Source organism: Pseudomonas sp. FP1740 (assembly GCF_030687165.1).
Classification (GTDB): domain Bacteria; phylum Pseudomonadota; class Gammaproteobacteria; order Pseudomonadales; family Pseudomonadaceae; genus Aquipseudomonas.
The window spans coordinates 4,885,332-4,908,435 of the sequence record NZ_CP117461.1 but is presented as its reverse complement, the minus strand read 5'-3'; the positions used below and the strand labels follow the sequence as shown (position 1 = coordinate 4,908,435).

18 protein-coding genes are annotated in these 23,104 nt (G+C 53.7%); all 18 read left to right on the top strand.

Translation table 11 applies throughout. The features are described from left to right. Window positions 1-6 precede the first annotated feature (6 nt). Complete coding sequence (gene hisC / locus PSH69_RS21860; RefSeq protein WP_230174513.1) at window positions 7-1,119, top strand: histidinol-phosphate transaminase; 1,113 nt, start codon at window positions 7-9, stop codon at window positions 1,117-1,119. A gap of 28 nt (window positions 1,120-1,147) precedes the next feature. Then, complete coding sequence (locus PSH69_RS21855) at window positions 1,148-3,355, top strand: bifunctional prephenate dehydrogenase/3-phosphoshikimate 1-carboxyvinyltransferase (protein ID WP_305412859.1); 2,208 nt, start codon at window positions 1,148-1,150, stop codon at window positions 3,353-3,355. Then, the gene (gene cmk, locus PSH69_RS21850; protein WP_007939921.1) at window positions 3,352-4,041 is read left to right on the top strand and encodes a (d)CMP kinase; all 690 of its coding nucleotides are present in this window, start codon (window positions 3,352-3,354) and stop codon (window positions 4,039-4,041) included. The genes PSH69_RS21855 and cmk overlap by 4 nt, the downstream gene beginning before the upstream one ends. A gap of 119 nt (window positions 4,042-4,160) precedes the next feature. Beyond that, the gene (rpsA, locus tag PSH69_RS21845) at window positions 4,161-5,852 is read left to right on the top strand and encodes a 30S ribosomal protein S1 (RefSeq protein ID WP_018929851.1); all 1,692 of its coding nucleotides are present in this window, start codon (window positions 4,161-4,163) and stop codon (window positions 5,850-5,852) included. 217 nt (window positions 5,853-6,069) lie between these two features. Beyond that, a complete protein-coding gene (locus PSH69_RS21840; protein ID WP_305409810.1) occupies window positions 6,070-6,348 on the top strand; it encodes a hypothetical protein in 279 nt (92 codons plus the stop codon). A 149-nt stretch (window positions 6,349-6,497) separates the two neighbouring features. Beyond that, window positions 6,498-6,794: an integration host factor subunit beta gene (gene ihfB / locus PSH69_RS21835; RefSeq protein WP_003369729.1), complete on the top strand. Its 297-nt coding sequence runs from the start codon at window positions 6,498-6,500 to the stop codon at window positions 6,792-6,794. 27 nt (window positions 6,795-6,821) lie between these two features. After that, window positions 6,822-7,061 (top strand): LapA family protein, encoded by a 240-nt coding sequence (locus tag PSH69_RS21830; protein WP_305409809.1) that lies wholly within the window; start codon window positions 6,822-6,824, stop codon window positions 7,059-7,061. 227 nt (window positions 7,062-7,288) lie between these two features. Then, window positions 7,289-8,365: a dTDP-glucose 4,6-dehydratase gene (rfbB, locus tag PSH69_RS21825; protein ID WP_305409808.1), complete on the top strand. Its 1,077-nt coding sequence runs from the start codon at window positions 7,289-7,291 to the stop codon at window positions 8,363-8,365. Then, complete coding sequence (gene rfbD, locus PSH69_RS21820; protein WP_305409807.1) at window positions 8,362-9,255, top strand: dTDP-4-dehydrorhamnose reductase; 894 nt, start codon at window positions 8,362-8,364, stop codon at window positions 9,253-9,255. Before rfbB ends, rfbD begins: the two co-directional genes overlap by 4 nt. Continuing rightward, on the top strand, window positions 9,252-10,142 hold the full coding sequence (gene rfbA / locus PSH69_RS21815; RefSeq protein ID WP_305409806.1) for a glucose-1-phosphate thymidylyltransferase RfbA: 891 nt from the start codon (window positions 9,252-9,254) through the stop codon (window positions 10,140-10,142). Before rfbD ends, rfbA begins: the two co-directional genes overlap by 4 nt. A gap of 53 nt (window positions 10,143-10,195) precedes the next feature. Next, a complete protein-coding gene (locus PSH69_RS21810; RefSeq protein ID WP_305409805.1) occupies window positions 10,196-11,119 on the top strand; it encodes a glycosyltransferase in 924 nt (307 codons plus the stop codon). Continuing rightward, window positions 11,116-12,078: an SDR family oxidoreductase gene (locus PSH69_RS21805; protein WP_305409804.1), complete on the top strand. Its 963-nt coding sequence runs from the start codon at window positions 11,116-11,118 to the stop codon at window positions 12,076-12,078. The genes PSH69_RS21810 and PSH69_RS21805 overlap by 4 nt, the downstream gene beginning before the upstream one ends. Further along, window positions 12,075-13,088 carry a glycosyltransferase family 4 protein gene (locus PSH69_RS21800; RefSeq protein WP_305409803.1) on the top strand — a complete coding sequence of 338 codons (1,014 nt, stop codon included), beginning with the start codon at window positions 12,075-12,077 and terminating at the stop codon, window positions 13,086-13,088. Before PSH69_RS21805 ends, PSH69_RS21800 begins: the two co-directional genes overlap by 4 nt. A 318-nt stretch (window positions 13,089-13,406) precedes the next feature. Then, window positions 13,407-14,234: an ABC transporter permease gene (locus PSH69_RS21795; protein ID WP_305409802.1), complete on the top strand. Its 828-nt coding sequence runs from the start codon at window positions 13,407-13,409 to the stop codon at window positions 14,232-14,234. Beyond that, window positions 14,224-15,666, top strand: a complete 1,443-nt coding sequence (locus PSH69_RS21790; protein ID WP_305409801.1) for an ABC transporter ATP-binding protein — start codon at window positions 14,224-14,226, stop codon at window positions 15,664-15,666. The genes PSH69_RS21795 and PSH69_RS21790 overlap by 11 nt, the downstream gene beginning before the upstream one ends. A gap of 2 nt (window positions 15,667-15,668) precedes the next feature. Beyond that, window positions 15,669-18,038, top strand: a complete 2,370-nt coding sequence (locus PSH69_RS21785) for a methyltransferase domain-containing protein (protein ID WP_305409800.1) — start codon at window positions 15,669-15,671, stop codon at window positions 18,036-18,038. Continuing rightward, window positions 18,031-21,828 (top strand): glycosyltransferase, encoded by a 3,798-nt coding sequence (locus tag PSH69_RS21780; RefSeq protein ID WP_305409799.1) that lies wholly within the window; start codon window positions 18,031-18,033, stop codon window positions 21,826-21,828. The genes PSH69_RS21785 and PSH69_RS21780 overlap by 8 nt, the downstream gene beginning before the upstream one ends. Then, window positions 21,829-23,091: a glycosyltransferase gene (locus tag PSH69_RS21775; RefSeq protein ID WP_305409798.1), complete on the top strand. Its 1,263-nt coding sequence runs from the start codon at window positions 21,829-21,831 to the stop codon at window positions 23,089-23,091. The last annotated feature ends 13 nt before the right edge of the window (window positions 23,092-23,104 follow it).

Below are 23,104 nucleotides of genomic sequence, written 5' to 3'. Positions count from 1 at the left end.
TAGCAAATGAGTGGCAACTTCCTCGCTCTGGCACAGCCGGGCGTGCAACAACTTTCGCCTTACGTTCCGGGCAAGCCTGTGGACGAACTGGCTCGTGAGCTGAACCTCGATCCGGCCAGCATCGTCAAGCTGGCGAGCAACGAAAACCCGTTGGGCGCCAGCCCCAAGGCGCTGGCGGCGATTCGCGAAGCGCTGGCCGAGCTGACCCGTTATCCGGACGGCAATGGTTTTGCGCTCAAAACCCTGTTGGCCGATCAGTGTCGCGTCGAGCTGAACCAAGTGACGCTGGGCAACGGCTCCAACGATATTCTGGAGCTGGTGGCGCGTGCCTATCTGGCACCGGGCCTGAATGCGGTGTTCAGTGAGCATGCGTTTGCGGTCTATCCGATCGTGACCCAGGCCGTTGGCGCCCAGGCAAAAGTGATCCCGGCCAAAGACTGGGGTCATGATCTGCCGGCGATGCTGGCCGCGATCGATGCCGATACCCGCGTGGTGTTCATCGCCAACCCGAACAACCCGACCGGGACCTGGTTCGACGCCGAGGCGCTGGATGAATTCCTGCAGGACGTTCCGGCCCATGTGCTGGTGGTGCTGGACGAGGCCTACATCGAGTACGCCGAAGGCAGCGACTTGCCGGATGGCCTGGACTATCTGGCGGCCTATCCGAACCTGCTGGTCTCGCGCACCTTCTCCAAGGCCTATGGTCTGGCGTCGCTGCGGGTCGGCTACGGTTTGTCCTCGGCCATCGTCGCCGATGTGCTCAACCGCGTGCGTCAGCCGTTCAACGTCAACAGCCTCGCGCTGGCCGCCGCTTGTGCCGCGCTGCAAGACGTCGAGTACCTGGCTGAAAGCCGTCGCCTGAACCAATCCGGCATGCAGCAGCTTGAGGCGGGTTTCCGTGAGTTGGGGTTGAGCTGGATTCCCTCCAAAGGCAACTTCATCTGTGTCGATCTGGGTCGCGTTGCTGCACCGGTGTTCCAGGGGTTGCTGCGCGAAGGCGTGATCGTGCGTCCGGTGGCCAACTACGGCATGCCGAATCACCTGCGCATCACCATCGGTTTGCCAGCGGAAAACAGCCGCTTCCTCGAGGCGCTGACCAAGGTTATGGCTCGTGGTTGATGTCACTGCGCTGCAATCTGCTGAACCTATGATCGGTCGCCTGGTGGTGATCGGTCTGGGGTTGATCGGCGGTTCGTTTGCCAAAGGCCTGCGTGAAAGCGGTCTGTGCCGCGAAGTGGTCGGGGTCGATCTCGATCCGCAATCGCGCAAGCTGGCGGTCGAGTTGGGGGTGGTGGATCGCTGTGAAGAAGACCTGGTGGCGGCTTGCCAGGGCGCGGACGTGATTCAGTTGGCGGTGCCGATCCTGGCCATGGAGAAACTGCTCGCGCTGTTGGCGGGCATGGATCTGGGGCGGGCGATTCTGACTGACGTCGGCAGTGCCAAGGGCAATGTGGTGCGCGCGGCGACCGAAGCGTTTGGCGGCATGCCGGCGCGTTTCGTGCCGGGGCATCCGATTGCCGGTTCCGAGCAGAGCGGGGTGGAAGCCTCCAATGCCGACCTGTTCCGTCGCCATAAAGTGATTCTGACGCCGCTGGATCAGACCGATCCAGCCGCGCTGGCGGTGGTCGACCGGTTGTGGCGCGAATTGGGTGCCGACGTCGAGCACATGCAGGTCGAGCGTCACGACGAAGTGTTGGCGGCGACCAGCCATTTGCCGCACTTGCTGGCGTTCGGTTTGGTCGATTCGTTGGCCAAACGCAATGAAAATCTTGAGATCTTCCGTTACGCTGCGGGCGGTTTCCGCGATTTCACAAGAATCGCCGGTAGCGACCCGGTCATGTGGCACGACATCTTCCTCGCCAACCGCGAAGCTGTCCTGCGCACACTCGATACATTTCGCAGCGACCTCGACGCCTTGCGCGACGCGGTCGATGCAGGGGATGGGCACCAATTGTTGGGCGTGTTCACTCGCGCCCGGGTTGCCCGCGAGCATTTCAGTAAAATCCTGGCCCGCCGGGCCTATGTGGACGCTATGAATTCCAACGATCTGATTTTCCTGGCACAACCTGGTGGCCGCCTGACTGGGCGGATTCGTGTACCGGGCGACAAATCGATTTCCCACCGCTCGATCATGCTCGGTTCCCTGGCCGAAGGCGTCACTGAAGTGGAAGGTTTCCTCGAGGGCGAAGACGCCCTGGCGACCTTGCAAGCTTTTCGCGACATGGGCGTCGTCATCGAAGGTCCGCACCACGGTCGTGTGACTATTCACGGCGTCGGCCTGCATGGCCTGAAGCCTGCGCCGGGCCCGATCTATCTGGGCAACTCCGGCACTTCGATGCGCCTGCTGTCTGGCCTGCTGGCTGCGCAGAACTTCGACAGCACCCTGACCGGCGACGCTTCGTTGTCCAAGCGTCCGATGAATCGCGTGGCCAATCCGCTGCGTGAAATGGGCGCTGTGATCGAGACCGCCGCTGACGGTCGTCCACCGATGACCATTCGGGGCGGCAACAAGCTCAAGGGCCTGACTTACACCATGCCGATGGCCAGTGCCCAGGTTAAATCCTGCCTGCTGCTGGCGGGTCTGTATGCCGAAGGCAAGACCACGGTCACCGAGCCGGCACCGACTCGCGACCACACCGAGCGCATGTTGCGCGGCTTCGGCTACCCGGTGACCGTTAACGGGGCGACCGCCTCGGTCGAGTCCGGCCACAAGTTGACCGCGACCCACATTGAAGTGCCGGGCGATATCTCGTCGTCGGCGTTCTTCCTGGTGGCGGCGTCGATCGCCGAAGGTTCGGAGCTGGTGCTCGAGCACGTCGGCATCAACCCGACCCGTACCGGCGTAATCGACATCCTGCGCCTGATGGGCGCTGACATCACTCTGGAAAACCAGCGTGAAGTCGGTGGCGAGCCGGTAGCCGACCTGCGCGTACGGGCAGCTAAACTCAAAGGTATCGAGATTCCCGAAGCGCTGGTTCCACTGGCTATCGACGAGTTTCCGGTGCTGTTCGTGGCGGCTGCATGTGCCGAAGGTCGCACTGTGCTGCGTGGTGCCGAAGAGTTGCGCGTGAAGGAATCGGATCGGATCCAGGTCATGGCGGACGGTCTGCTGGCGCTGGGCGTCAAGTGCGAGCCCACTCCGGACGGTCTCATCATCGACGGCGGCCAGATCGGCGGCGGTGAAGTGCACGGTCACGGCGATCACCGGATTGCCATGGCCTTCAGCGTGGCTTCACTGCGCGCCACTGCGCCGATCCGCATCCATGATTGTGCCAACGTCGCGACCTCGTTCCCGAACTTCCTCGCGCTGTGCGCGCAGGTCGGTATCCGTGTTGCACAAGAGGCTCAGTCGTGATCAGCATTGCACCGGTCATCACTATCGATGGGCCAAGCGGCTCTGGCAAAGGTACTGTCGCCGGGATTCTGGCCAAGCGCCTGGGCTGGAACCTGCTGGACTCCGGTGCACTTTATCGATTGCTGGCTTTCGCCGCGCATAACCATGGCGTCGACCTGACCAATGAGGAATTGCTCAAGAAGCTCGCCGCGCATCTGGATGTGCAGTTCATCGCGGCGACCGACGGTCAGTTGCAGCGCATTATTCTGGAAGGTGACGAAGTCAGCGATGTGATCCGTACCGAGAGTGTCGGCTCGGGTGCCTCGCAGGTCGCCGCGTTGCCTGCGGTTCGCGAGGCGTTGCTGCAGCGGCAGCGGGCTTTTCAGGAGGCGCCGGGTCTGGTGGCCGATGGTCGCGACATGGGTACGGTGGTATTTCCCGACGCGCCCTTGAAGATTTTCCTCACTGCCAGTGCCGAAGAGCGTGCGCGCCGACGTTACTTGCAGTTGAAGGGCAAAGTCGATGGTGTTAGTCTGTCGAGTCTGCTAGATGAGATCCGTGCGCGCGATGAGCGTGACACCCAGCGAGCGGTAGCCCCGCTCAAACCGGCGGCTGACGCCATACAGCTGGATTCCACGGAATTATCCATCGACCAGGTGCTGGAACGCATCATGAGCGAGATCGCCATTCGCGATATCGCCGGGTGACCAAGAGGGCCGCAGGGGACCAGTCATAGTCCTGCGGAGCTTCTTTTAAATGAAACTAACCCACATCGTCTGGGATGTGGAGATGGGCGTATTCTTCGCCCTTATCAACAGGAATTAAAATGAGCGAAAGCTTTGCGGAACTCTTTGAAGAAAGCCTAAAAACCCTGAACCTTCAGGCAGGCTCCATCATCACCGGTGTTATCGTTGATATCGATTACCAAGCTCGCTGGGTAACCGTTCACGCTGGCCTGAAGTCTGAAGCACTCATCCCGCTTGAGCAGTTCTACAACGACGCTGGCGAACTGAACATCAACGTCGGTGACGAAGTTCACGTTGCTCTGGACTCGGTTGAAGACGGCTTTGGTGAAACCAAGCTGTCCCGTGAAAAAGCCAAGCGCGCTGAATGCTGGATTGTTCTGGAAGCAGCCTTCGCAGCCGAAGAAGTGGTCAAGGGCGTTATCAACGGTAAGGTTAAAGGCGGCTTCACTGTCGACGTTAACGGCATCCGTGCGTTCCTGCCAGGTTCTCTGGTTGACGTCCGTCCAGTGCGCGACACCACGCACCTGGAAGGCAAAGAGCTGGAATTCAAGGTCATCAAGCTCGACCAGAAACGCAACAACGTTGTCGTTTCCCGTCGCAGCGTCCTCGAAGCCGAGAACTCCGCCGAGCGTGAAGCTCTGCTGGAATCCCTGCAGGAAGGCCAACAAGTCAAAGGTATCGTCAAGAACCTCACCGATTACGGCGCATTCGTCGATCTGGGTGGCGTCGATGGCCTGCTGCACATTACCGACATGGCTTGGAAGCGTATCAAGCATCCTTCCGAAATCGTCAACGTTGGCGACGAGATCGATGTCAAGGTTCTGAAGTACGATCGCGAGCGCAATCGTGTTTCCCTGGGCCTCAAGCAACTGGGCGAAGATCCATGGGTTGCTATCAAAGCCCGTTACCCAGAAAGCACTCGCGTTACCGCTCGTGTAACCAACCTGACCGACTACGGCTGCTTCGCTGAGCTGGAAGAAGGCGTTGAAGGTCTGGTACACGTTTCCGAAATGGACTGGACCAACAAGAACATCCACCCTTCGAAAGTCGTACAAGTCGGCGACGAAGTGGAAGTTATGGTTCTGGACATCGACGAAGAGCGTCGTCGTATCTCCCTCGGCATCAAGCAGTGCAAATCTAACCCATGGGAAGATTTCTCTGGCCAGTTCAACAAGGGCGATAAAATCTCCGGCACCATCAAGTCGATCACCGATTTCGGTATCTTCATTGGTCTGGACGGCGGCATCGACGGTCTGGTTCACCTGTCCGACATCTCCTGGAACGAAGTGGGCGAAGAAGCCGTACGCCGCTTCAAGAAAGGCGACGAGCTGGACACCGTTATCCTGTCGGTTGACCCAGAGCGCGAGCGCATCTCCCTGGGTATCAAGCAACTGGAAAGCGATCCGTTCTCCGAGTACGTTCAAGAGAACGACAAAGGCGCCATCGTTAAAGGCATCGTGAAAGAAGTTGACGCTAAAGGCGCCATCATCACTCTGGCCGACGATATCGAAGCGACTCTGAAAGCCTCCGAAATCAGCCGTGACCGCGTTGAAGACGCGCGCAACGTTCTGAAAGAAGGCCAGGAAGTAGAAGCCAAGATCATCAGCGTTGATCGCAAGAGCCGCGTAATCCAGCTCTCCATCAAGTCGAAAGATGATGCTGAAGAGAAAGAAGCAATCCAGAGCTTGAAAGACAAGCCTGCTGCTGACATCGCTGCTGGTCCTACCACTCTGGGCGACCTGTTGCGTGCACAAATGGAAAAACAGAACTGAGTTCTGTCAGACCATAGAAAAAGGGCGACTTCGGTCGCCCTTTTTTGTGTCTGCGATTTGGTAAATCCCAAGCGTGCTGACGCTGCAATATTTCTTTCGTGAAACCAATGATCTACATAAGTTGTCTGTAACTTCATACAGGTCAATCGTCTATTCAAGGCTAGGCTTAGTCTGAAGTGAACGACCGCCGGGTTGTGCATCCGGCATAAGGAAGTGAATGAACAAGCTCATTGTCGTGATAGCAGTACTGACATTGGCAGGTTGTACCACCAGCGCCAAGACTCATGCGATACGCGGCGTCAGTGGTATAGAGGTCGATTGTTCTGGGTTGGGCTCGGGGTGGGAGAGGTGTCACAAGCGAGCGGCCAAGGAGTGTAAGGGGGCAGGCTATAAAGTCATCGTAAGGTCCGATGAGGCCAAAGAGGAAGATGTATTCCCTTTCGGCTTCAATCCCGCAGGTTATCTGACGCGCACCATGCTCGTTATATGCAGGTGAGCGGATGAGCTCGTCAGCGTTCCGGTGCCCTGAAATCAGGCATCTCGCGGCTGGGGAGAATATGTCAGGGCTCAGGCTGTTCAAATTCATCAGAGCATGCTAAAACCTTTGAAGCGCTGATCTAGCTGCTTGAAAAAGAAGGGAAAAATATGACGAAGTCGGAGTTGATCGAACGAATTGTCACCCATCAAGGGCTACTCTCATCCAAAGATGTAGAGCTGGCCATCAAGACCATGCTTGAGCAAATGTCCCAATGTCTGGCCACTGGCGATCGAATCGAGATCCGTGGTTTTGGCAGCTTCTCCCTGCACTATCGCGCGCCGCGCGTAGGGCGCAACCCGAAAACCGGTCAGTCCGTCAGCCTCGACGGCAAGTTCGTTCCGCACTTCAAGCCAGGCAAAGAACTGCGCGATCGTGTGAATGAGGACGAGGAGGAGGGGCTTTGACAGCTGCTGCATTTCAAGGAGCCGCAGATGCGTAACCTCAAGCGCGTACTTATCGTTGTATTTGTCCTGTTGCTCGTTCTGGCGATCCTGGCGTTCGTTCTTGAGAATCAGCAAGGCGTGTCCCTACTGTTCCTTGGTTGGGCGGGGCCGCAATTGCCGGTATCGCTGATCATGGTGATTGCGCTGTTGATCGGCATGGTGATCGGGCCGGTTCTTGGCTGGTTTCTGGGGCGTACATCCAGAGCCTCGCGCAAACGCCTTGTCTGATTCCGGGAAACCCGCTGTAGGCATGGAATTTGCGTCGCAGCTTGTCCATATCCATTAGTAAAACCTTCATTAAGCTGTAAAATGCTGCGCTTGGCCGATAGGGATGTTCCCATTTCGGTTCAGACTGACTCTGTCAGAAGCCTCGGCTGACTTGATGGCTTTTGCATTCATGGATTAGACAGTGCGCGGTTGGCTGCCCTGTCAGTAACTTAAGGGTATGGTTTCGCGTGAAAATTCTAGTAACCGGCGGCGCCGGATTTATCGGCTCGGCAGTCATTCGTCATATCATCTCCAATACTGCTGACTCTGTCGTTAACGTCGATAAACTGACTTATGCCGGTAACCTTGAGTCGTTGGCCGAAGTCAGCCAGAGCTCGCGTTACGTCTTCGAACGCGTCGACATCTGCGACCGTGATCAAGTGGACCGTGTTCTGCGTGAACACCAACCGGATGCAATCATGCACCTGGCCGCAGAATCCCACGTTGACCGCTCGATCTCCGGTCCGTCTGAATTCATCCAGACCAACATCATCGGCACTTACACCTTGCTGGAAGCTGCACGCCACTATTGGGCGGCACTGGACGATGCGCGTAAAGCCAACTTCCGCTTCCACCATATTTCCACCGACGAAGTCTACGGAGACCTTGAAGGTCCGGAAGACCTCTTCACCGAAACCACGCCGTATCAGCCAAGTTCGCCGTACTCGGCCAGCAAGGCCAGTTCCGATCATCTGGTTCGCGCCTGGAGCCGTACCTACGGCCTGCCGACCCTGGTCACCAACTGCTCGAACAACTACGGTCCGTGCCACTTCCCTGAGAAGCTGATCCCGCTGATCATCCTCAATGCACTGGAAGGCAAGCCGCTGCCGGTCTACGGAAAAGGCAACCAGGTTCGTGACTGGCTCTACGTCGAAGACCACGCCCGTGCACTCTACAAAGTCGTAACCGAAGGCGTTATCGGCGAGACCTACAACATCGGCGGCCATAACGAGAAGCAAAACATCGAAGTGGTGCATACCCTTTGTGCGTTGCTCGACGAACTGCGTCCGGACTCCGCTCATCGTCCACACGCCAGCTTGATCACCTACGTTCAGGATCGCCCGGGCCACGACCAGCGCTACGCGATTGACGCCAGCAAAATCCAGCGCGAGCTGGGTTGGACGCCGGAAGAAACCTTTGAAACCGGTATCCGCAAGACTGTCGAGTGGTACCTGAACAACACTGAGTGGGTAGCTCACGTGAAGAGCGGCAGCTACCAGCAATGGATCGACCAGAACTACACGGACCGTTCGGACAAAGCATGAAAATTCTCCTGTTAGGAAAAAACGGCCAGGTCGGCTGGGAGCTGCAACGCTCCCTTGCGCCTCTTGGCGAACTGATCGCCCTGGACCGTCACCCGGTCGATGGTTTGAGTGGCGACCTGTCTGACCTCAATGCACTGCGCGCGACGATCCGTCAGGTTAAACCCGACGTCATCGTCAACGCGGCGGCCTACACTGCGGTCGATAAAGCTGAATCCGAAACCGAGCTGGCGGACCGCGTGAACGGTCAGGCGAGTCAGGTCATGGCTGAAGAGGCTGCCTCTCTGGGTGCCTGGCTCATTCACTATTCGACCGACTACGTGTTCAGCGGTGAAGGCCTGACACCATGGCAAGAGAACGATGCTGTCGCCCCGGTGAATCACTACGGCGCCAGCAAACTGGCCGGCGAGCAGGCAATTATTGCCTCAGGTTGCAAGCACCTGATCTTCCGCACCAGTTGGGTCTATGGCGCTCGCGGCAACAACTTCGCCAAGACTATGTTGCGCTTGGCCAAGGATCGCGAAACCTTGAGTGTCATCGCCGACCAAATCGGCGCCCCTACGGGTGCAGACCTGATCGCCGACGTGACGGCGTTAGCCATTCAGCAAGTGCTGCAGCGTCCCGAATTGGCGGGCCTGTATCACCTTGCGGCGGCTGGCGAAGTGTCCTGGCATGGCTATGCCAGTCATGTGATCGGTTTTGCCAAGGCCAATGGCGAAGAGCTTGCTGTTACAGCGATCAATCCGATAGACACAACCGCCTATCCAACACCGGCGCGCCGCCCCCTGAATTCCCGGTTGAGCACTCAGAAGCTGCGCGACAACTTTTCTCTGCACTTGCCGGATTGGCAAAGTGGCGTCACCCGAATGCTGATGGAAGTCCTGAATAAATGACCACGACAAATCGTAAAGGCATCATCCTCGCTGGCGGCTCGGGCACGCGTCTGCACCCGTTGACCCTTGGCGTGTCCAAGCAGATGCTGCCGATCTACGACAAGCCGATGATCTTCTATCCGCTGTCGGTGCTGATGCTCGCCGGTATGCGTGAAATCCTGATTATCTCCACCCCTGAAGACCTGCCATGTTTTCAAAAATTGCTGGGCGACGGCAGCCTGTACGGCATCAAGCTGACCTACGCCGAGCAACCTAGCCCGGACGGTCTGGCACAAGCCTTCATCATTGGCGAAGAATTCATCGGCAAGGACCCTTGCTGTCTGATCCTGGGCGACAACATCTTCTATGGTCAGCACTTTTCGGAAAACCTGCGTTCCGCCACCACTCAAGAGGTTGGCGCGACCGTATTCGGCTATCACGTATCGGATCCGGAGCGTTTTGGTGTCGTCGAGTTCGACGCTGCCGGCCGTGCCTTGAGCATCGAAGAGAAGCCGCTGAAGCCAAAATCCAGCTACGCGGTGACTGGCCTGTACTTTTACGACAACCAGGTTGTCGAAATCGCCAAGAGCATCAAGCCATCCGCGCGTGGCGAACTGGAAATCACCGACGTTAACCGTGCGTACCTCGAGCAGAAAACTCTCAATGTCGAAATGCTCGGTCGTGGTTTTGCCTGGTTGGATACCGGTACCCATGATTCGCTACTGGAAGCCAGTCACTTCGTGCACACCATTGAGCAGCGTCAGGGGCTGAAAGTGGCTTGCCTGGAAGAGATCGCGTACCACAATGGCTGGATTAGTGCGGAGCAGCTGGGTACCCAAGCTGATGCCCTGAAGAAGACTGGCTATGGTCAGTACCTGCAGAAGCTGCTGGATTCCCCTTCTCGCTGAGACGAGAGCTTTATTTTTCTCTCCCGTGTTCAAACCATGCAAGCAGGAATGGCATGCCAGTAAAATCTCCCAAGGTTGCAGTTTTACTGGCTGCCTACAATGGTATGCATTGGATTGAGGAGCAACTGGCCTCGATCCTTGGTCAGTCTGCCGTGGACGTTACTGTTCACATCAGTATCGACCCCTCCACTGACGGCACCGAAGCCTGGTGCGCGGCTTATGCGGCAGAGCATCACCAGGTGATCGTTCTGCCGGACGCCGGTAGATTCGGGGGGGCCTCGCGTAACTTCTTTCGTTTGATTCGTGATGTCGATTTCGGCTCTTTCGATTTCATTTCCTTTGCCGATCAAGATGATATTTGGCACAAGGACAAGCTGAAGCGTGCAGTCGACGCTATTCAAGCTCGAGAGGTCGATGCTTACTCCAGCAACGTCACGGCCTTTTGGCCAGATGGCAGAACTCACTTGCTGGACAAGGCTCAGCCCCAAGTCGAATGGGACTACCTGTTCGAGGCGGCAGGCCCGGGCTGTACCTATGTGCTGAGCAAAAAGATGGCGGAGTCCTTGAAAACCGCGATGCTTGAAAATTGGCAGAATCTACAGAAAGTCAGCTTGCATGACTGGTATTGCTACGCTTTTGCCCGCAGCCATGGCTACCGTTGGTACATCGACCCGTTGCCATCAATGGACTATCGCCAGCATGAGCGTAATCAGGTGGGTGCTAACAAGGGTTTGAGTCCGTTGATTTCTCGTTATAAAACGATCCACGACGGTTGGTGGTTTAATCAGGTTCGGATGATTGCTTGTCTGGTTGGGCGGGATACGGATCCGTTCGTCAAAACGTGGCTGCATTTACGCCATCGGCAATTGATAAAACTGTCTTTCAGTGCCTGGCAATGTCGGCGTCGGGCGCGTGACAAAGTGTTCTTCTTTCTTATCTGTTGGGCTACCGCGTTGATAGGGTACAAAACTAAATGAATGCCCCGAAGATACTGGTAACAGGGGCAAGTGGATTTGTCGGCGAAGCGGTGGTTTTCAGGCTGTTGCTGGACAGGAAATTCATTCCTATTGCAGCGGCACGCGGCGCAACGCGGCTGAATGGGCTGTGCGCGGTTGTTCCTTTCGAATTGACGGATTCAAAAGCATTACCTGATCTCAGTGATGTGCAAATCGTTATCCACGCCGCTGCTCGCGTGCATGTGATGAATGAAACTGCCATAGATGCGTTGACCGAGTTTCGCAAAGTCAATGTGGAGGGGACTCTTCGACTGGCACAGCGCGCAGCTGAGTCTGGAGTAAAACGCTTCATTTTCATCAGTTCGGTCAAGGTTAATGGCGAAAGCACTGTATTGGGTAAACCATTCAAGGCTAATGATTTTCCGACTCCGGCCGATCCCTATGGTGTATCCAAGTACGAAGCTGAAGAGGCATTGAGGCAGCTCGGTTTCGATACCGGCATGGAAGTTGTCATCATTCGCCCGCCACTGGTCTACGGTCCAGGGGTGAGGGCTAATTTTCTGAGTATGTTGGACTGGCTCAATAAAGGTGTGCCGCTACCATTGGGTGCGATTGGCAATCGGCGAAGCCTGGTTGCGATTGGGAACTTGGTGGATTTGATCGTCACCTGCATTGATCATCCGGCTGCGGCCAATCAGATCTTCCTGGTCAGCGATGGTGATGATTTATCCACGCCTCAATTGCTGCGGTGTTTGGCGCGCGCCTTAGGTAAAAGGGTCTGGTTGTTGCCCCTGCCTGAGTGGTTGCTGAAACTGGTAGCGTCAGCGGTGGGGCGGAGCACCGTAGCTCAAAGAATTTGCGGGTCGCTGCACGTCGACATCGACAAGAATCGCGAACTGTTGGGCTGGATTCCACCTGTTAAATTAGAAACGGCTATGCGTCAAACTGCTAGACAATATCTGGATAACCTAACTAAATGATTTTTTGGTGGCTGTTGCTGGCTGTGTTTTTAGTGTCGTGGGGGTTGACTCTCGTTTTGCGGCGTTATGCATTGGCCAAGAGCTTGATGGATATACCCAACGAGCGAAGCTCGCACTCGATCCCTACTCCGCGTGGAGGTGGAGTAGCCATCGTTGTTTCTTTCGTCTTGGCACTTCCGTTTCTTAATGGTTTTGGCTTGCTCGGGACGGATATGCTGTACGGCTTGCTTGGCTCAGGTTTGCTGGTGGCAGTTATAGGCTTTGCTGACGATCATGGGCATATTGCAGCCAGGTGGCGATTGCTTGGGCATTTTGTTGCTGCGATCTGGGCTTTGTTTTGGTTGGGTGGCCTTGCACCGATATCGTTATTTGGTGTGACGATTGATCTTGGATGGTTGGGTTGCATACTGGCTTCAATTTATCTTGTGTGGATGCTTAATCTGTATAACTTCATGGATGGCATCGATGGGTTGGCCAGTGCTCAAGCCATTTTTGTATGTTTGGCAAGTTGTTTGATTTCGTGGTTGGGCGGGCATGACTTACTTATTTGGGGTGGGTTGTTGTTGTCGGCGTCAGTTGCTGGGTTTCTGCTATGGAACTTTCCGCCAGCACGTATATTTATGGGGGATGCGGGTAGCGGTTTTCTGGGTCTTATCCTTGGAGTAATGTCGCTCAATGCTGCATGGAGTGCTCCCGAGTTGATGTGGAGCTGGTTGATTTTGCTTGGTGTTTTTACGGTAGATGCAACGGTGACGTTGTTCAGGAGGTTAATTAGAAAAGAAAAGGTATATCAAGCGCACCGAAGTCACGCCTATCAATATGCTGCTCGATTCTATTCGAGTCATAGAGTTGTTACGTTGGGAGTGATGTGCGTAAATCTTTTCTGGGTGTTACCTTTGGCGGTTCTGGTGGGGACGGATTGTATTGGTGGGCTTACGGGATTAATCGTAGCGTATGTTCCATTAATCTTGCTCGCAGTAAAGTTTAATGCGGGTGGGCGTGAAGTGTGAGTTCGCGCGGTCTTGCTTGGCGTTTACAGCGGGTGGTGGTGCGTCTTGCGGTGGAGCTCTCAAGCATTGTCTGGGGGTGGCATAATCTGTTAAGATTAACGATTAAGCTTATGCTGTCGAATGTTTTCGAAATGTGGTTAAGAGAGCTAAATCTAGATCAGGTTTTCTGGCGAATGTCCAGCCTGAGCGAGGCTCCTCGGGTCTCAACATCTCTGATCCTGCCATAGCGCGGTAGCCGCTGGTCTGGAAGGCCGTTGCCGATTGCCCAGAAAGGTCTAGTGAAAAAATGAAATTGGCAGAAAATCCAAAGGGCTACGCATGAACCCGCACGCTGTTCGTTCAACATCCCCCGTCACGCTGCTTCGTTCTATCACCACAAATCGCAGCTTACTTTATAGCTTGATCAGGAGAGATATAGCTGGGCGCTATAGCGGATCTGTGTTGGGCCTTCTGTGGTCTTTTTTCAATCCCGTTCTGATGCTGATCGTTTATACCTTTGTGTTTAGTGTAGTGTTCAAGGCTCGCTGGGTGGGGGGGAGTGACTCGAAAACAGAATTCGCACTTGTTCTCTTTGCAGGGTTGATGGTCTTTAACTTGTTTTCGGAATGTATAAATCGGGCTCCGGGACTAATTCTCTCTAATGTTAACTATGTTAAAAAAGTTATCTTCCCTTTGGAGATTCTTCCTATCGTAAACTTGGGGTCGGCGTTTTTTCATCTTTTGGTTAACTTTATAGTTTGGTTGATGTTTTATGTGGTTTTCTATGGTGTGCCTCATGCTGGCGTCCTGTTGTTTCCTCTCGTGATATTGCCGCTGGCTCTGTTGACTCTCGGAGTTAGTTGGTTCATTGCATCCCTTGGGGTCTATCTTCGTGATGTCGCCCAAGTTGTTGGTACATTTGTCCCTGTTCTAATGTTTTTGTCGCCCGTTTTCTATCCGCTCAAAAGCCTGCCCGAACGATTCCAAGCAGTAGTGCAAATTAGTCCAATTACTGTCGCGGTGGAGCAAGCTCGAGGTCTTATGTACTGGGGAGAGGCATTCGATTGGCAGATGTGGGGGCTCTATCTCGCTATTTCGTGCTGTATAGCCTGGTTTGGTTTTGTTTGGTTCCAGAAGACACGAAAGGGGTTTGCAGATGTCCTCTGATGATTACTCTATCCGCGTAAACGGTCTCGGGAAGTGCTATGAAATCTACGAGACGCCGCGTGACCGCCTGAAGCAGTTCATAATCCCGCCACTTCAACGCCTGACGGGTTGCCAGCCTTCATCCTATTGTCGTGAGTACTGGGCGCTCCAGGATATTTCATTTGAAATCCGCAAGGGTGAGTCCTTTGGCATTGTCGGCCGTAACGGTAGCGGAAAAAGTACGCTGCTGCAGTTGATCACGGGGACTATCGCTCCTACCGTCGGCACGGTGGAAACTCGGGGGCGGGTAGCTGCACTTCTGGAATTGGGTTCCGGTTTCAACCCGGAATTCACGGGGCGAGATAACGTTTACCTCAATGCCATGCTGCTTGGCATGACGCATGATGAAGTGGACGAACGCTTCGACAAGATTGCAGCCTTCGCCGATATCGGCGACCACCTCGATCAGCCAGTCAAGACTTATTCCAGCGGTATGCTGGTGCGCTTGGCGTTCGCCGTGCAAGTGCAAATTGAGCCCGATATTTTGATCGTCGATGAGGCTCTGGCTGTTGGCGACGCTCTCTTTCAGAAGCGTTGTTTTGGACGGATTGAAAAGTTGTTGTCTGACGGCGTCACGTTATTGTTCGTGTCACATGATCAGGAGTCAGTTCGGACGCTGACTAATCGCGCAATCCTGCTCAAGGGGGGGCGTGAGGTGTCTATGGGGTCCGCATCACAAGTTCTTCTAGACTACCGTAAGTTGTTGCATCAGGAAGAGTCTGCGTACTTCGCGACACTTATGCAGCCTACCGCGGAAAAAAATCAGACGAGTGTAGCGCCAGCACCAGCACCAGCACCAGCATCGGGCGTATCGGCCTCTGCTGCAGAAAGTCTGACTTCCTCGCTTTCGAAAGAGCAGCCAAGTGGCGATGAAGCACATTCTGCTATCGCTGGTCGGGCCGATCAGATGTCATTCGGGGATGGTGGTGTCGAGGTCGTATCTGTCGGTACGTTTGATCGCGAGGGTGAGCCTTGCGCTGTGTTTTATCCCGGTGATGTCATTCGAATTCGAATCGATTGTGTTTCGCGCATTGATACGGATTGCATCAACGTTGGGGTACGTATCCGCAGTCGTGAAGGAATAAAAATATATTCGTGGGGTACATTAAACCAGGATATGCAGGTACTGGCAGGCTTGCGCGAGGGTGATCTGTTCTGGAAGCGCCAAATCAAAGCTGGCGAGCAGTTCCATGTCTGGCTGGAATGTGATTGTACTTTAGGCTCGAATTTATATGAGATTCAGGCTTCTATTTCCTATGAAGCCAAGCCTGATTATTCCGCCCAGAGAATTTTGCACTGGAAAGATGAAGCAGCATTTTTCCAGACACTTATGCGGCAGGATGAATATTTTTTCGGTGGAATATCCGACTTACACATGGCCGCGAGGTGGTGATAATGAATCCAGAAAATCAGATTGATTACGGCTCGCTCTACAATGATTATTGGAAAGAAGCGGGTCATGCTGATAAGTGCAGCAAGGACTTCAACGAGATAGCCTCGCGGGCAGCTAAAACTTGCGGTATGGGCACGTTCCTAGACATTGGTTGCGGTACCGGAGGGGTGGTTTCTGAACTCCTTGCGCTGGGCCTTGATGCTGTTGGCATGGATGTATCGACTGTTGTTGTGGAACTTGCCAATAAACGCCATCCGAACCGTTTCTTTCATGGATCAGCATTATCGTTACCGTTCGCTGATAGCCAGTTTGACACTGTGCTCTCCACGAACTGTCTGGAACACCTTTCATCGGTTGATGTACCAGCGGCCTTGCGTGAGATGTATCGCGTCTCTGCCCGGTACGTTTTCCTGCAGATCGCAACAACAGCTGAAGATGAAGGGCGCTCACTGTTGACGACAGAGGGCCGAGATTGGTGGGAGGCTCGCTGTTTTGAAGCGGGATTTCGTAAGCATGAGCTGTATTATCAGGTTAATCCCTATGAAGCGCTGAATCAGGACGGGCAGCAGATCTTTGTCCTGATGGAGAAAGTGCCTGTCGAGGCGTTGCAGCACTACGATCTATCCGTTCTCGTAGAAGAGCGTCTTTTACATACAGACATGCTGCGTGAGGTTGGCCGGCGCAGCGATGCACATTGCATTCGTTATCAGAAGGCCGCCGAGTTCATTCGTCCTGGAGATCGTGTTCTGGATGTCGCGTGCGGGCTTGGTTATGGCAGCCATATTCTATATGGCGCCTCGCAGGCCAAGTCGGTGTTGGGTGTTGATCTGAGTGATTTCGGTATCGCTTATGCGAACGCTCACTATGGTCGCCCGGGCACAGTTGAGTTCCAGGTCGGAGATGCACAGGCGCTTAGTTCGATCCCTGACAACAGTATTGACTTCATTGCGGCGTTTGAAACGATTGAACACGTTCCTGAGCCGATGGAGTATTTGCTCCAGCTAAAACGTGTGCTGAAGCCCGCCGGTCGTGTGATGGTATGTGCTCCAAATGACTGGGCGGATGAAACCGGGAAGGACCCGAATCCTCACCATTTGCACGTGTACACGTGGGACCGTCTAGTCGCTGAGTGTGGTGCACACTTCTTGCTTGAGCAAGGCATGCTGCAGACAGCAGGTGGTGCAATGAAGTGCCATCATTCCAGCCGCAAGTGGGTAACAGTGCCTGTTGACCGTGCCCCGGAAGAGGAAGCGGAATGGATACTTCTGTTAGGAATGGCAGACCCTGTTGCGGGCTCGGAAGTACCGTACGAGGAAACACAATGGGCGCTGCCGGACTCTCCGGAGTTTGCGGTTAGTGCATTCGCACGGGATTACCAGAATCCTTGGTTAGTGAAGGGCATGATCGCACAGGGTCAGCGCGCGCGATCTGCTCCTCTGCTGGAGTCCATGCAAGAGCGAGTAATCGCATCGACTGCGCCAGACTCGGTTGATTACGGAGCGGCTCTTTGTGGTCAAGTGTATGTCTATTCGCAGGCCATTGAAGTAGCCGCAGAGAAGTATCAAGAGCTCCTGGCAGAAATACGACGATACGCCGCTATTTCAAATCCTGCTCCACATCAGTTGCGTTGGCAGGTTTCGTTACTCTTCGCCGGTGGAGAGCTCTCTCGACGTCACGGCAAGTTTGAAGATGCCATCGACTGCTTCACAGCGTGTGCCAGCCGTGATGTTATGGCCTATAGCCCATTGCTTGGGAACAAGGTAGTCGATTCTTTATATTGGTTGGCAGTGCTCGCGTTGTCTCGTCACGACGAGCCATCAGCCAGAGCACACCTGTTGCGTGCCGTTAACGAGGCTCAGCGTCTTCTTAGTGGATCCTGGTTGAACATTAGCGGTCACTCTGAAACGCCGTTGCCTTTTGGTCTCGCCGAAGCTGCTCAGTTGCTTGAAAAGGCCTCTCGAGCAGCTTATATGCTGTCGGTGCTCGACGGAGCTGCGCTAAGGCCTGGGACCGTGTACCAAGAGTCAGCCGGTTTTTTCGAACGGCAACTGGTTGATCGGGACCAGCGGCTGAATGACATGAGCAAGGCAATTGACGGTTTAATCGCTGTTTTGGCTGAGAAGGACACTGCGTGCCAGAACTTGGTTTCGCAAGTGACTGCGCTGGACAATCGTACTCATGAGTTGGCAGCAGAAGTGATGAGACAAGATGCGCATGCTCAGGGCCTCGCGCGCGAAGTAATTAAAAGGGACACTGAAATCGCTCGCTTGCTGGGTATCTTACGCATTAAGAGCTCGACCTTTAAGTGCTTGCGGCCTGATTTGTGGAAGAAGGTCCTGCGTAGGATTTTGCGGAGAGCTGGTAATGAGTAATAAAGCGACAAAAACCGGGGTTGTCATTGTTTCCTACAACGCCTCGGAGGCAGTTAGGATCACGCTGGCAAGTGTCAGACGTGCCTATAACGATGCCGGCTTTAAATTGATATTGGTTGACAACGCTTCGGAGCCTGGCGAAAGAAGTAAAATTCGCGATGCCATGTCGCACCATATAGCGGAAACCGGCTCTTCGTGGCGTTATATCGAACAGGATACTAATCTCGGATTTTCGGGTGGAAACAACGTTGGTATCTCCGAATTTCTCGTTGATGATGAAATTTCACATATATGCTTGCTTAATAGCGATGTCATCGTAACCGACCACTGGCTGGATAATCTGTTGGCAAGCGGTTCGGATGTTATCAGTGCCGTCACCAATAAAGCTGATGGGGAACAATGTGTTCCAGTTGACTACCAAGTGGAGCTCGCAGAGTGCCTGGATGAGCGCTCAGAAGGTGTTCACGATAAGGTATACCAACGTATTTCCAATTTTGCGGAACGTTGGCATAAGGCTTGGCAGGGTAATCTAGTCGAAACGGATGTAACTTTTTTCTGCGTCTTGGTGACTAAGCAAGCCTTTGAAAAGATTGGTCTACTCGATGAAACATTCTTTCCTGGCGGTTTTGAAGACGATGATTATTGTCTGCGTGCGAGAAAGGCTGGCTATGAAATCCATCTAGCGCGTGATGTTTTTATTCATCACTGGGGGTCGGCTTCATTCGGGCAGTTGCAGTACCAATACTTCAGCGATCGTGCGCAGCGTAACAAGCTTTACTTGGAAAACAAGCATGGGATTACCTGGCAGCGTCGGCCAGAAAAACCTATTGTCTCATTTGCTATGGACGTCGAGTTTGCCTTGCGTCAGCAAGATCGTCTTTCATTGCAGGCACCGTTTTTTAAATTGTATGTGGAGAATCTTGCTAAGCAGATTCACTATTTTGAGTCGGAGTTTTGCAAACTAAGCGATGCGCTGACCTCCCAAAATCGCGCTGTGCAGGATGCGCTATTGAAGCAGGTTGCAGCTGCGCACTCTTACGGTGATCTGATATCTCTTTGGGAGAAAGTGGTCGCGCGTATACAGCGCGCCCTCACTTCGGGTGCCGTGGAAGGTGATGAGGCGAAAGCTGTCAGGCTTGATCTTGATCGTATTGCGGCCGGCGTACACGAGCGGGTCGAGTGCAATTTCAGTATCCACGCCTTCATCACTTCTCCGGGTGAAGATGGTAGTGGCGCGGTCAATATCCCACCACCTGCCACTTCTGCGGCATTTTCCAAGCGTCCGGAAACCAGGCTGGCCAGGTTTTTTTGGTTCCTGTGCCGAGGGCTGGACTTCATACTGAAGTTCGACGGCATCGTTTTTTTTGGCGGCTATTTTTACCCAGAACGCCAAAGTGACGGTTACTTTCAGCGCATACAAATCGTGGACCGCATGTTTACAGAGCGGTGGCGCGTTTACGTTGAGAGCGACGAACTGAAGGGGCGTAATATTTGGTTTGATCGCCCTGAACCAAAAGTGCTCGTACTACGGATAAACGGAACCAAAAAGCGCAGAATGATTGTCCGGGCTTTGGCTCTGCTGGCAGTTTTGCGCTGCCGTAAAGTTTACTTCCATAGCGTGCTACGGATGTATGACAATCGCTTTGGCAAACTTCTACACCTGCCATTTATTCGTAAAGCGGTGGATATTCATGGCGTTGTCCCTGAAGAGTTCCGCATGCACAATGATTTCTTCAGTGCAGTGCTTTACGAAAAAGAAGAAAGGCTTGCTGTGCAAAAGGCAGGTATTGTTATTGTTGTTACTGAGGCAATGAAGCAATACCTTCAGCAGAAGTTTCGTGGTGCGCTGAAAGCGAGAACAGTTTCTTTTCCGATTTTCCCCCGATTTACACCGACACTCGCGACACGGCCATTGATTAATGGCGCTCCGGTGGTGGTTTACGCGGGAGGCTTGCATAAGTGGCAACAGGTTCCGAAGATGATTGACGCAATCGTCAGAACTGCGGACCGTTGTAATCATCGGTTTTACTGTCCAGAACCACAGATTGTAAAGGACATGCTGCCACCAGAGTTGGTGGGGGCTGTGACGGTAGAGTCCAAAACCCATGCGGAATTGATGACTCATTACCCGGAGTGTCATTACGGTTTCATCCTTCGGGAAGACATCATAGTGAATCGCGCTGCATGCCCGACAAAACTCGTGGAATACCTTGCCATGGGTATTGTTCCAATCGTGGATTGTGAGGACATAGGCGATTTCAAATCTCTTGGTATGCGCTACATCAGCCTGGATGATTTCCTGGCGGGGCGAGTACCTGACGAGGCGCAGCGTTTGGAGTTGGCTGCAGCGAATATTCTCGTTTACGAGCGATTGAAGGAAGTGCGTCAGACCGGTGCCGATGAGATTTATGCGTACTTTACCTCCGAGCCCCTTCGGGTGCGCCGGGTGAATGTGCGTCATTTTTTGGTTGAGACGGCACGCCGCCTACTTCCAGGGAACTCCTTTGCAGGTCGAGCGGCGCGTAAGGTATGGCGCTCTGTTCGCCCAGCTTCGGCATCGCGACCGCTTACTGAGCCCGTTCAGTCGATCATGCGTGCCGACGTAACGGAAGAGTTGTTACCCTGCGATATTTTAGTTCAAGTAGGCAATTTCGAAGCCGGTGGCCTTGAAAACGTAGTTCTTGATCTGAACGAAACGCTCATAAAAGCTGGTTTCCGAGTCGTATTGCTGGTCTTGGGGACTCAGGGTGCAGCAGTACAACGTGCACGTGAGCTTGGTCAGGATGTAGTCTGCCGTACGTATGCTGCTGATACGCATAATGCCTTACTTAATAAGCTGCAACCTAAAGTCGTGCTGGCACACTATTCCTTTAACGGTGCGGAGCTTTGCCGTGAAAAGGGAATTGGTTTTGTGCAGGTCATACACAATATTTATATGTGGTTTAATGATCTGCAGCAGCAGGAGTTCGCAGAAATAGCAAAAGTGACAATGGCATTTGTGGCAGTGTCAGAGCAAGTGAGGGACTACAGTGTTTCTCGTCTTGGCGTCTCTCCGCGAGACTGTGTTGTAATTCCAAATGGTATTGACTTCAGACCATTTGAGGAGTTGGACTCGGCTGCAAGTCGTATCCGTCTCCGCGCTCTGCACGGTATCAGTGATAGCGAGTTTGTATTTATTGATGTTGGGGCGATTAACCATCAGAAAAACCACTTGGGCACCATTAAGGCTTTTGAGGTTGCTACACAGTCTAGCGACAAGCTTCGTCTTGTTATTCTGGGGCCTGTCTACGAAGCCGAGCTGCTGAATGAGATGCTCGCTTATATCCAAAAGCATCGTTTGCAAGACCGGGTTACTTATTGTGGATCAGCCGAAAGTGTCCATGAATACCTTGCTATGGCTGATGCTTTTACGACAGCAACCTTTTTCGAAGGCGGGCCTTTGACATTGCTTGAGGCGATTCGAGCTAATCTGCCTGTTGCCATGGCCAAGGTTGGTTGCGCTTCTCACTTTGCCGATCGTGCTGGTATCGAACTTGTTGAGCCCGTTTATGACATGACGAAATACAAAGGTAGTGTTTCCGAAATGAAGTCGAGTCGAGAGTTCGAGCAACGATTGGGGGAGGCGATGGTGCGTATTTGGAAGAATCGTGTTCGCCCTGAATTTTCAAGTTCTGAGTTGGCTACTCTTGAGAAAAACCATGCGTATCAACATTACGTGACGTTGGTTCAAGATCTGATCGCAGGTAAGCCCTTTACCGGGCAAGCCCCCTTTGTCTCGAAGCTTGATTAAATGAATAACCGTTCGCAGATATCACTGCATTCTCTGGCTCGACGATGCTTCTGGTTGTTGCCTGCCCCCCTGCGTAATCGCTTGCACGGTGCACGGCACGCAATTGTTCGTTGGCTGCGTAGTCGTAACGTTCGTGCTGCGCTGAAGCCAGGGGATCTAACCGGTCCTGAATTCCGTGATGTTGTGCTAAACGCGGCTGAGAGACGGTTGGTCATCATATTTGAGGCGAATGTCGACTGGGGAATTACGCTGTTTCAACGCCCTCATCACATGGCGCTGGCATTAGGCCGTCTCAATTGCCTGGTTATCTTTCAGACGACAGGTGATGACGTTCTCGGTTTTAGGCAGGTAGCAGAGAACGTCTGGATTGCTAATGATTCGACCGTGAGTAGCATTCCCAATGCTGTGCGTTGTTTCTACAGTACCTCGCTGTTGGCTACCAGTGACGCAATGCGTGCTGCAAGCAAGCAAGGGCGAGTGGTGTACGAGTACATCGATCACATTGATGCGTCTATTTCCGGTGGTAAAGGTGCTATACGACGTCTGCAGGATCTGAAAACGGCAGCGTTTGAAGGTGTTGCCGATGTCGTCGTTTCCTCAGCTGCGGCGCTTCATAAGGAGGCAGTGGCAGAGCGTGGGGATGTGAGTTGTATTTGTGTCCCAAACGGCGTCGATGTTGCGCATTATCGTGATTCTCAACAACCATCGGTTGCGCTTCCTGCGTCGTTTACTGACTTCAGAGCGCGACACAAGCATATTGTGGGCTACTTTGGTGCCATCGCCCCATGGTTGTGGTACGAGGCGATTGAGCAAGTCTCCGCAAAGATGGTCGATGTTGGCTTCGTGTTCATCGGTCCAGACTACAGCGGTTGTGTACCGCTCTTGCCGCGACGTGGGAATGTGCTTTATCTCGGTGCGGTTAATTATGTTGATTTGCCCGCCTATGCTCGTTTGTTTGACGCATGCTTCATACCTTTCAAGCCAGGTGATGTGGCGCGATCTACATCGCCGCTGAAGTTATACGAGTATTTTGCGCTCGAGAAGCCGGTCGTCGTGACAACAGATATGAATGAGTGCACTGCGTACCCCGAGGTTTTTGCAGGCAGTAATGCCGCTGAACTCATAGCGGTCATTGATCAAGCTCTCGCAACCTGTGATGACCAAGGGTATCGTGCAAGGTTACGTGCGTTGGCCGATCAGAACAGTTGGAATGTCAGAGCTTCCAGCTACGTAGCGATGCTAGAAAATCTCGATAGCAAATAATTGATTTTGTAGG

What these genes read in the sequence shown, in the direction of transcription:
- hisC (WP_230174513.1), top strand. Translation starts at nt 7, where the DNA reads ATGAGTGGCAACTTCCTCGCTCTGGCACAGCCGGGCGTGCAACAACTT.
- PSH69_RS21855 (WP_305412859.1), top strand. Translation starts at nt 1,148, where the DNA reads ATGATCGGTCGCCTGGTGGTGATCGGTCTGGGGTTGATCGGCGGTTCG.
- rpsA (WP_018929851.1), top strand. Translation starts at nt 4,161, where the DNA reads ATGAGCGAAAGCTTTGCGGAACTCTTTGAAGAAAGCCTAAAAACCCTG.
- PSH69_RS21840 (WP_305409810.1), top strand. Translation starts at nt 6,070, where the DNA reads ATGAACAAGCTCATTGTCGTGATAGCAGTACTGACATTGGCAGGTTGT.
- ihfB (WP_003369729.1), top strand. Translation starts at nt 6,498, where the DNA reads ATGACGAAGTCGGAGTTGATCGAACGAATTGTCACCCATCAAGGGCTA.
- PSH69_RS21830 (WP_305409809.1), top strand. Translation starts at nt 6,822, where the DNA reads ATGCGTAACCTCAAGCGCGTACTTATCGTTGTATTTGTCCTGTTGCTC.
- rfbD (WP_305409807.1), top strand. Translation starts at nt 8,362, where the DNA reads ATGAAAATTCTCCTGTTAGGAAAAAACGGCCAGGTCGGCTGGGAGCTG.
- rfbA (WP_305409806.1), top strand. Translation starts at nt 9,252, where the DNA reads ATGACCACGACAAATCGTAAAGGCATCATCCTCGCTGGCGGCTCGGGC.
- PSH69_RS21810 (WP_305409805.1), top strand. Translation starts at nt 10,196, where the DNA reads ATGCCAGTAAAATCTCCCAAGGTTGCAGTTTTACTGGCTGCCTACAAT.
- PSH69_RS21805 (WP_305409804.1), top strand. Translation starts at nt 11,116, where the DNA reads ATGAATGCCCCGAAGATACTGGTAACAGGGGCAAGTGGATTTGTCGGC.
- PSH69_RS21800 (WP_305409803.1), top strand. Translation starts at nt 12,075, where the DNA reads ATGATTTTTTGGTGGCTGTTGCTGGCTGTGTTTTTAGTGTCGTGGGGG.
- PSH69_RS21795 (WP_305409802.1), top strand. Translation starts at nt 13,407, where the DNA reads ATGAACCCGCACGCTGTTCGTTCAACATCCCCCGTCACGCTGCTTCGT.
- PSH69_RS21790 (WP_305409801.1), top strand. Translation starts at nt 14,224, where the DNA reads ATGTCCTCTGATGATTACTCTATCCGCGTAAACGGTCTCGGGAAGTGC.
- PSH69_RS21785 (WP_305409800.1), top strand. Translation starts at nt 15,669, where the DNA reads ATGAATCCAGAAAATCAGATTGATTACGGCTCGCTCTACAATGATTAT.
- PSH69_RS21780 (WP_305409799.1), top strand. Translation starts at nt 18,031, where the DNA reads ATGAGTAATAAAGCGACAAAAACCGGGGTTGTCATTGTTTCCTACAAC.
- PSH69_RS21775 (WP_305409798.1), top strand. Translation starts at nt 21,829, where the DNA reads ATGAATAACCGTTCGCAGATATCACTGCATTCTCTGGCTCGACGATGC.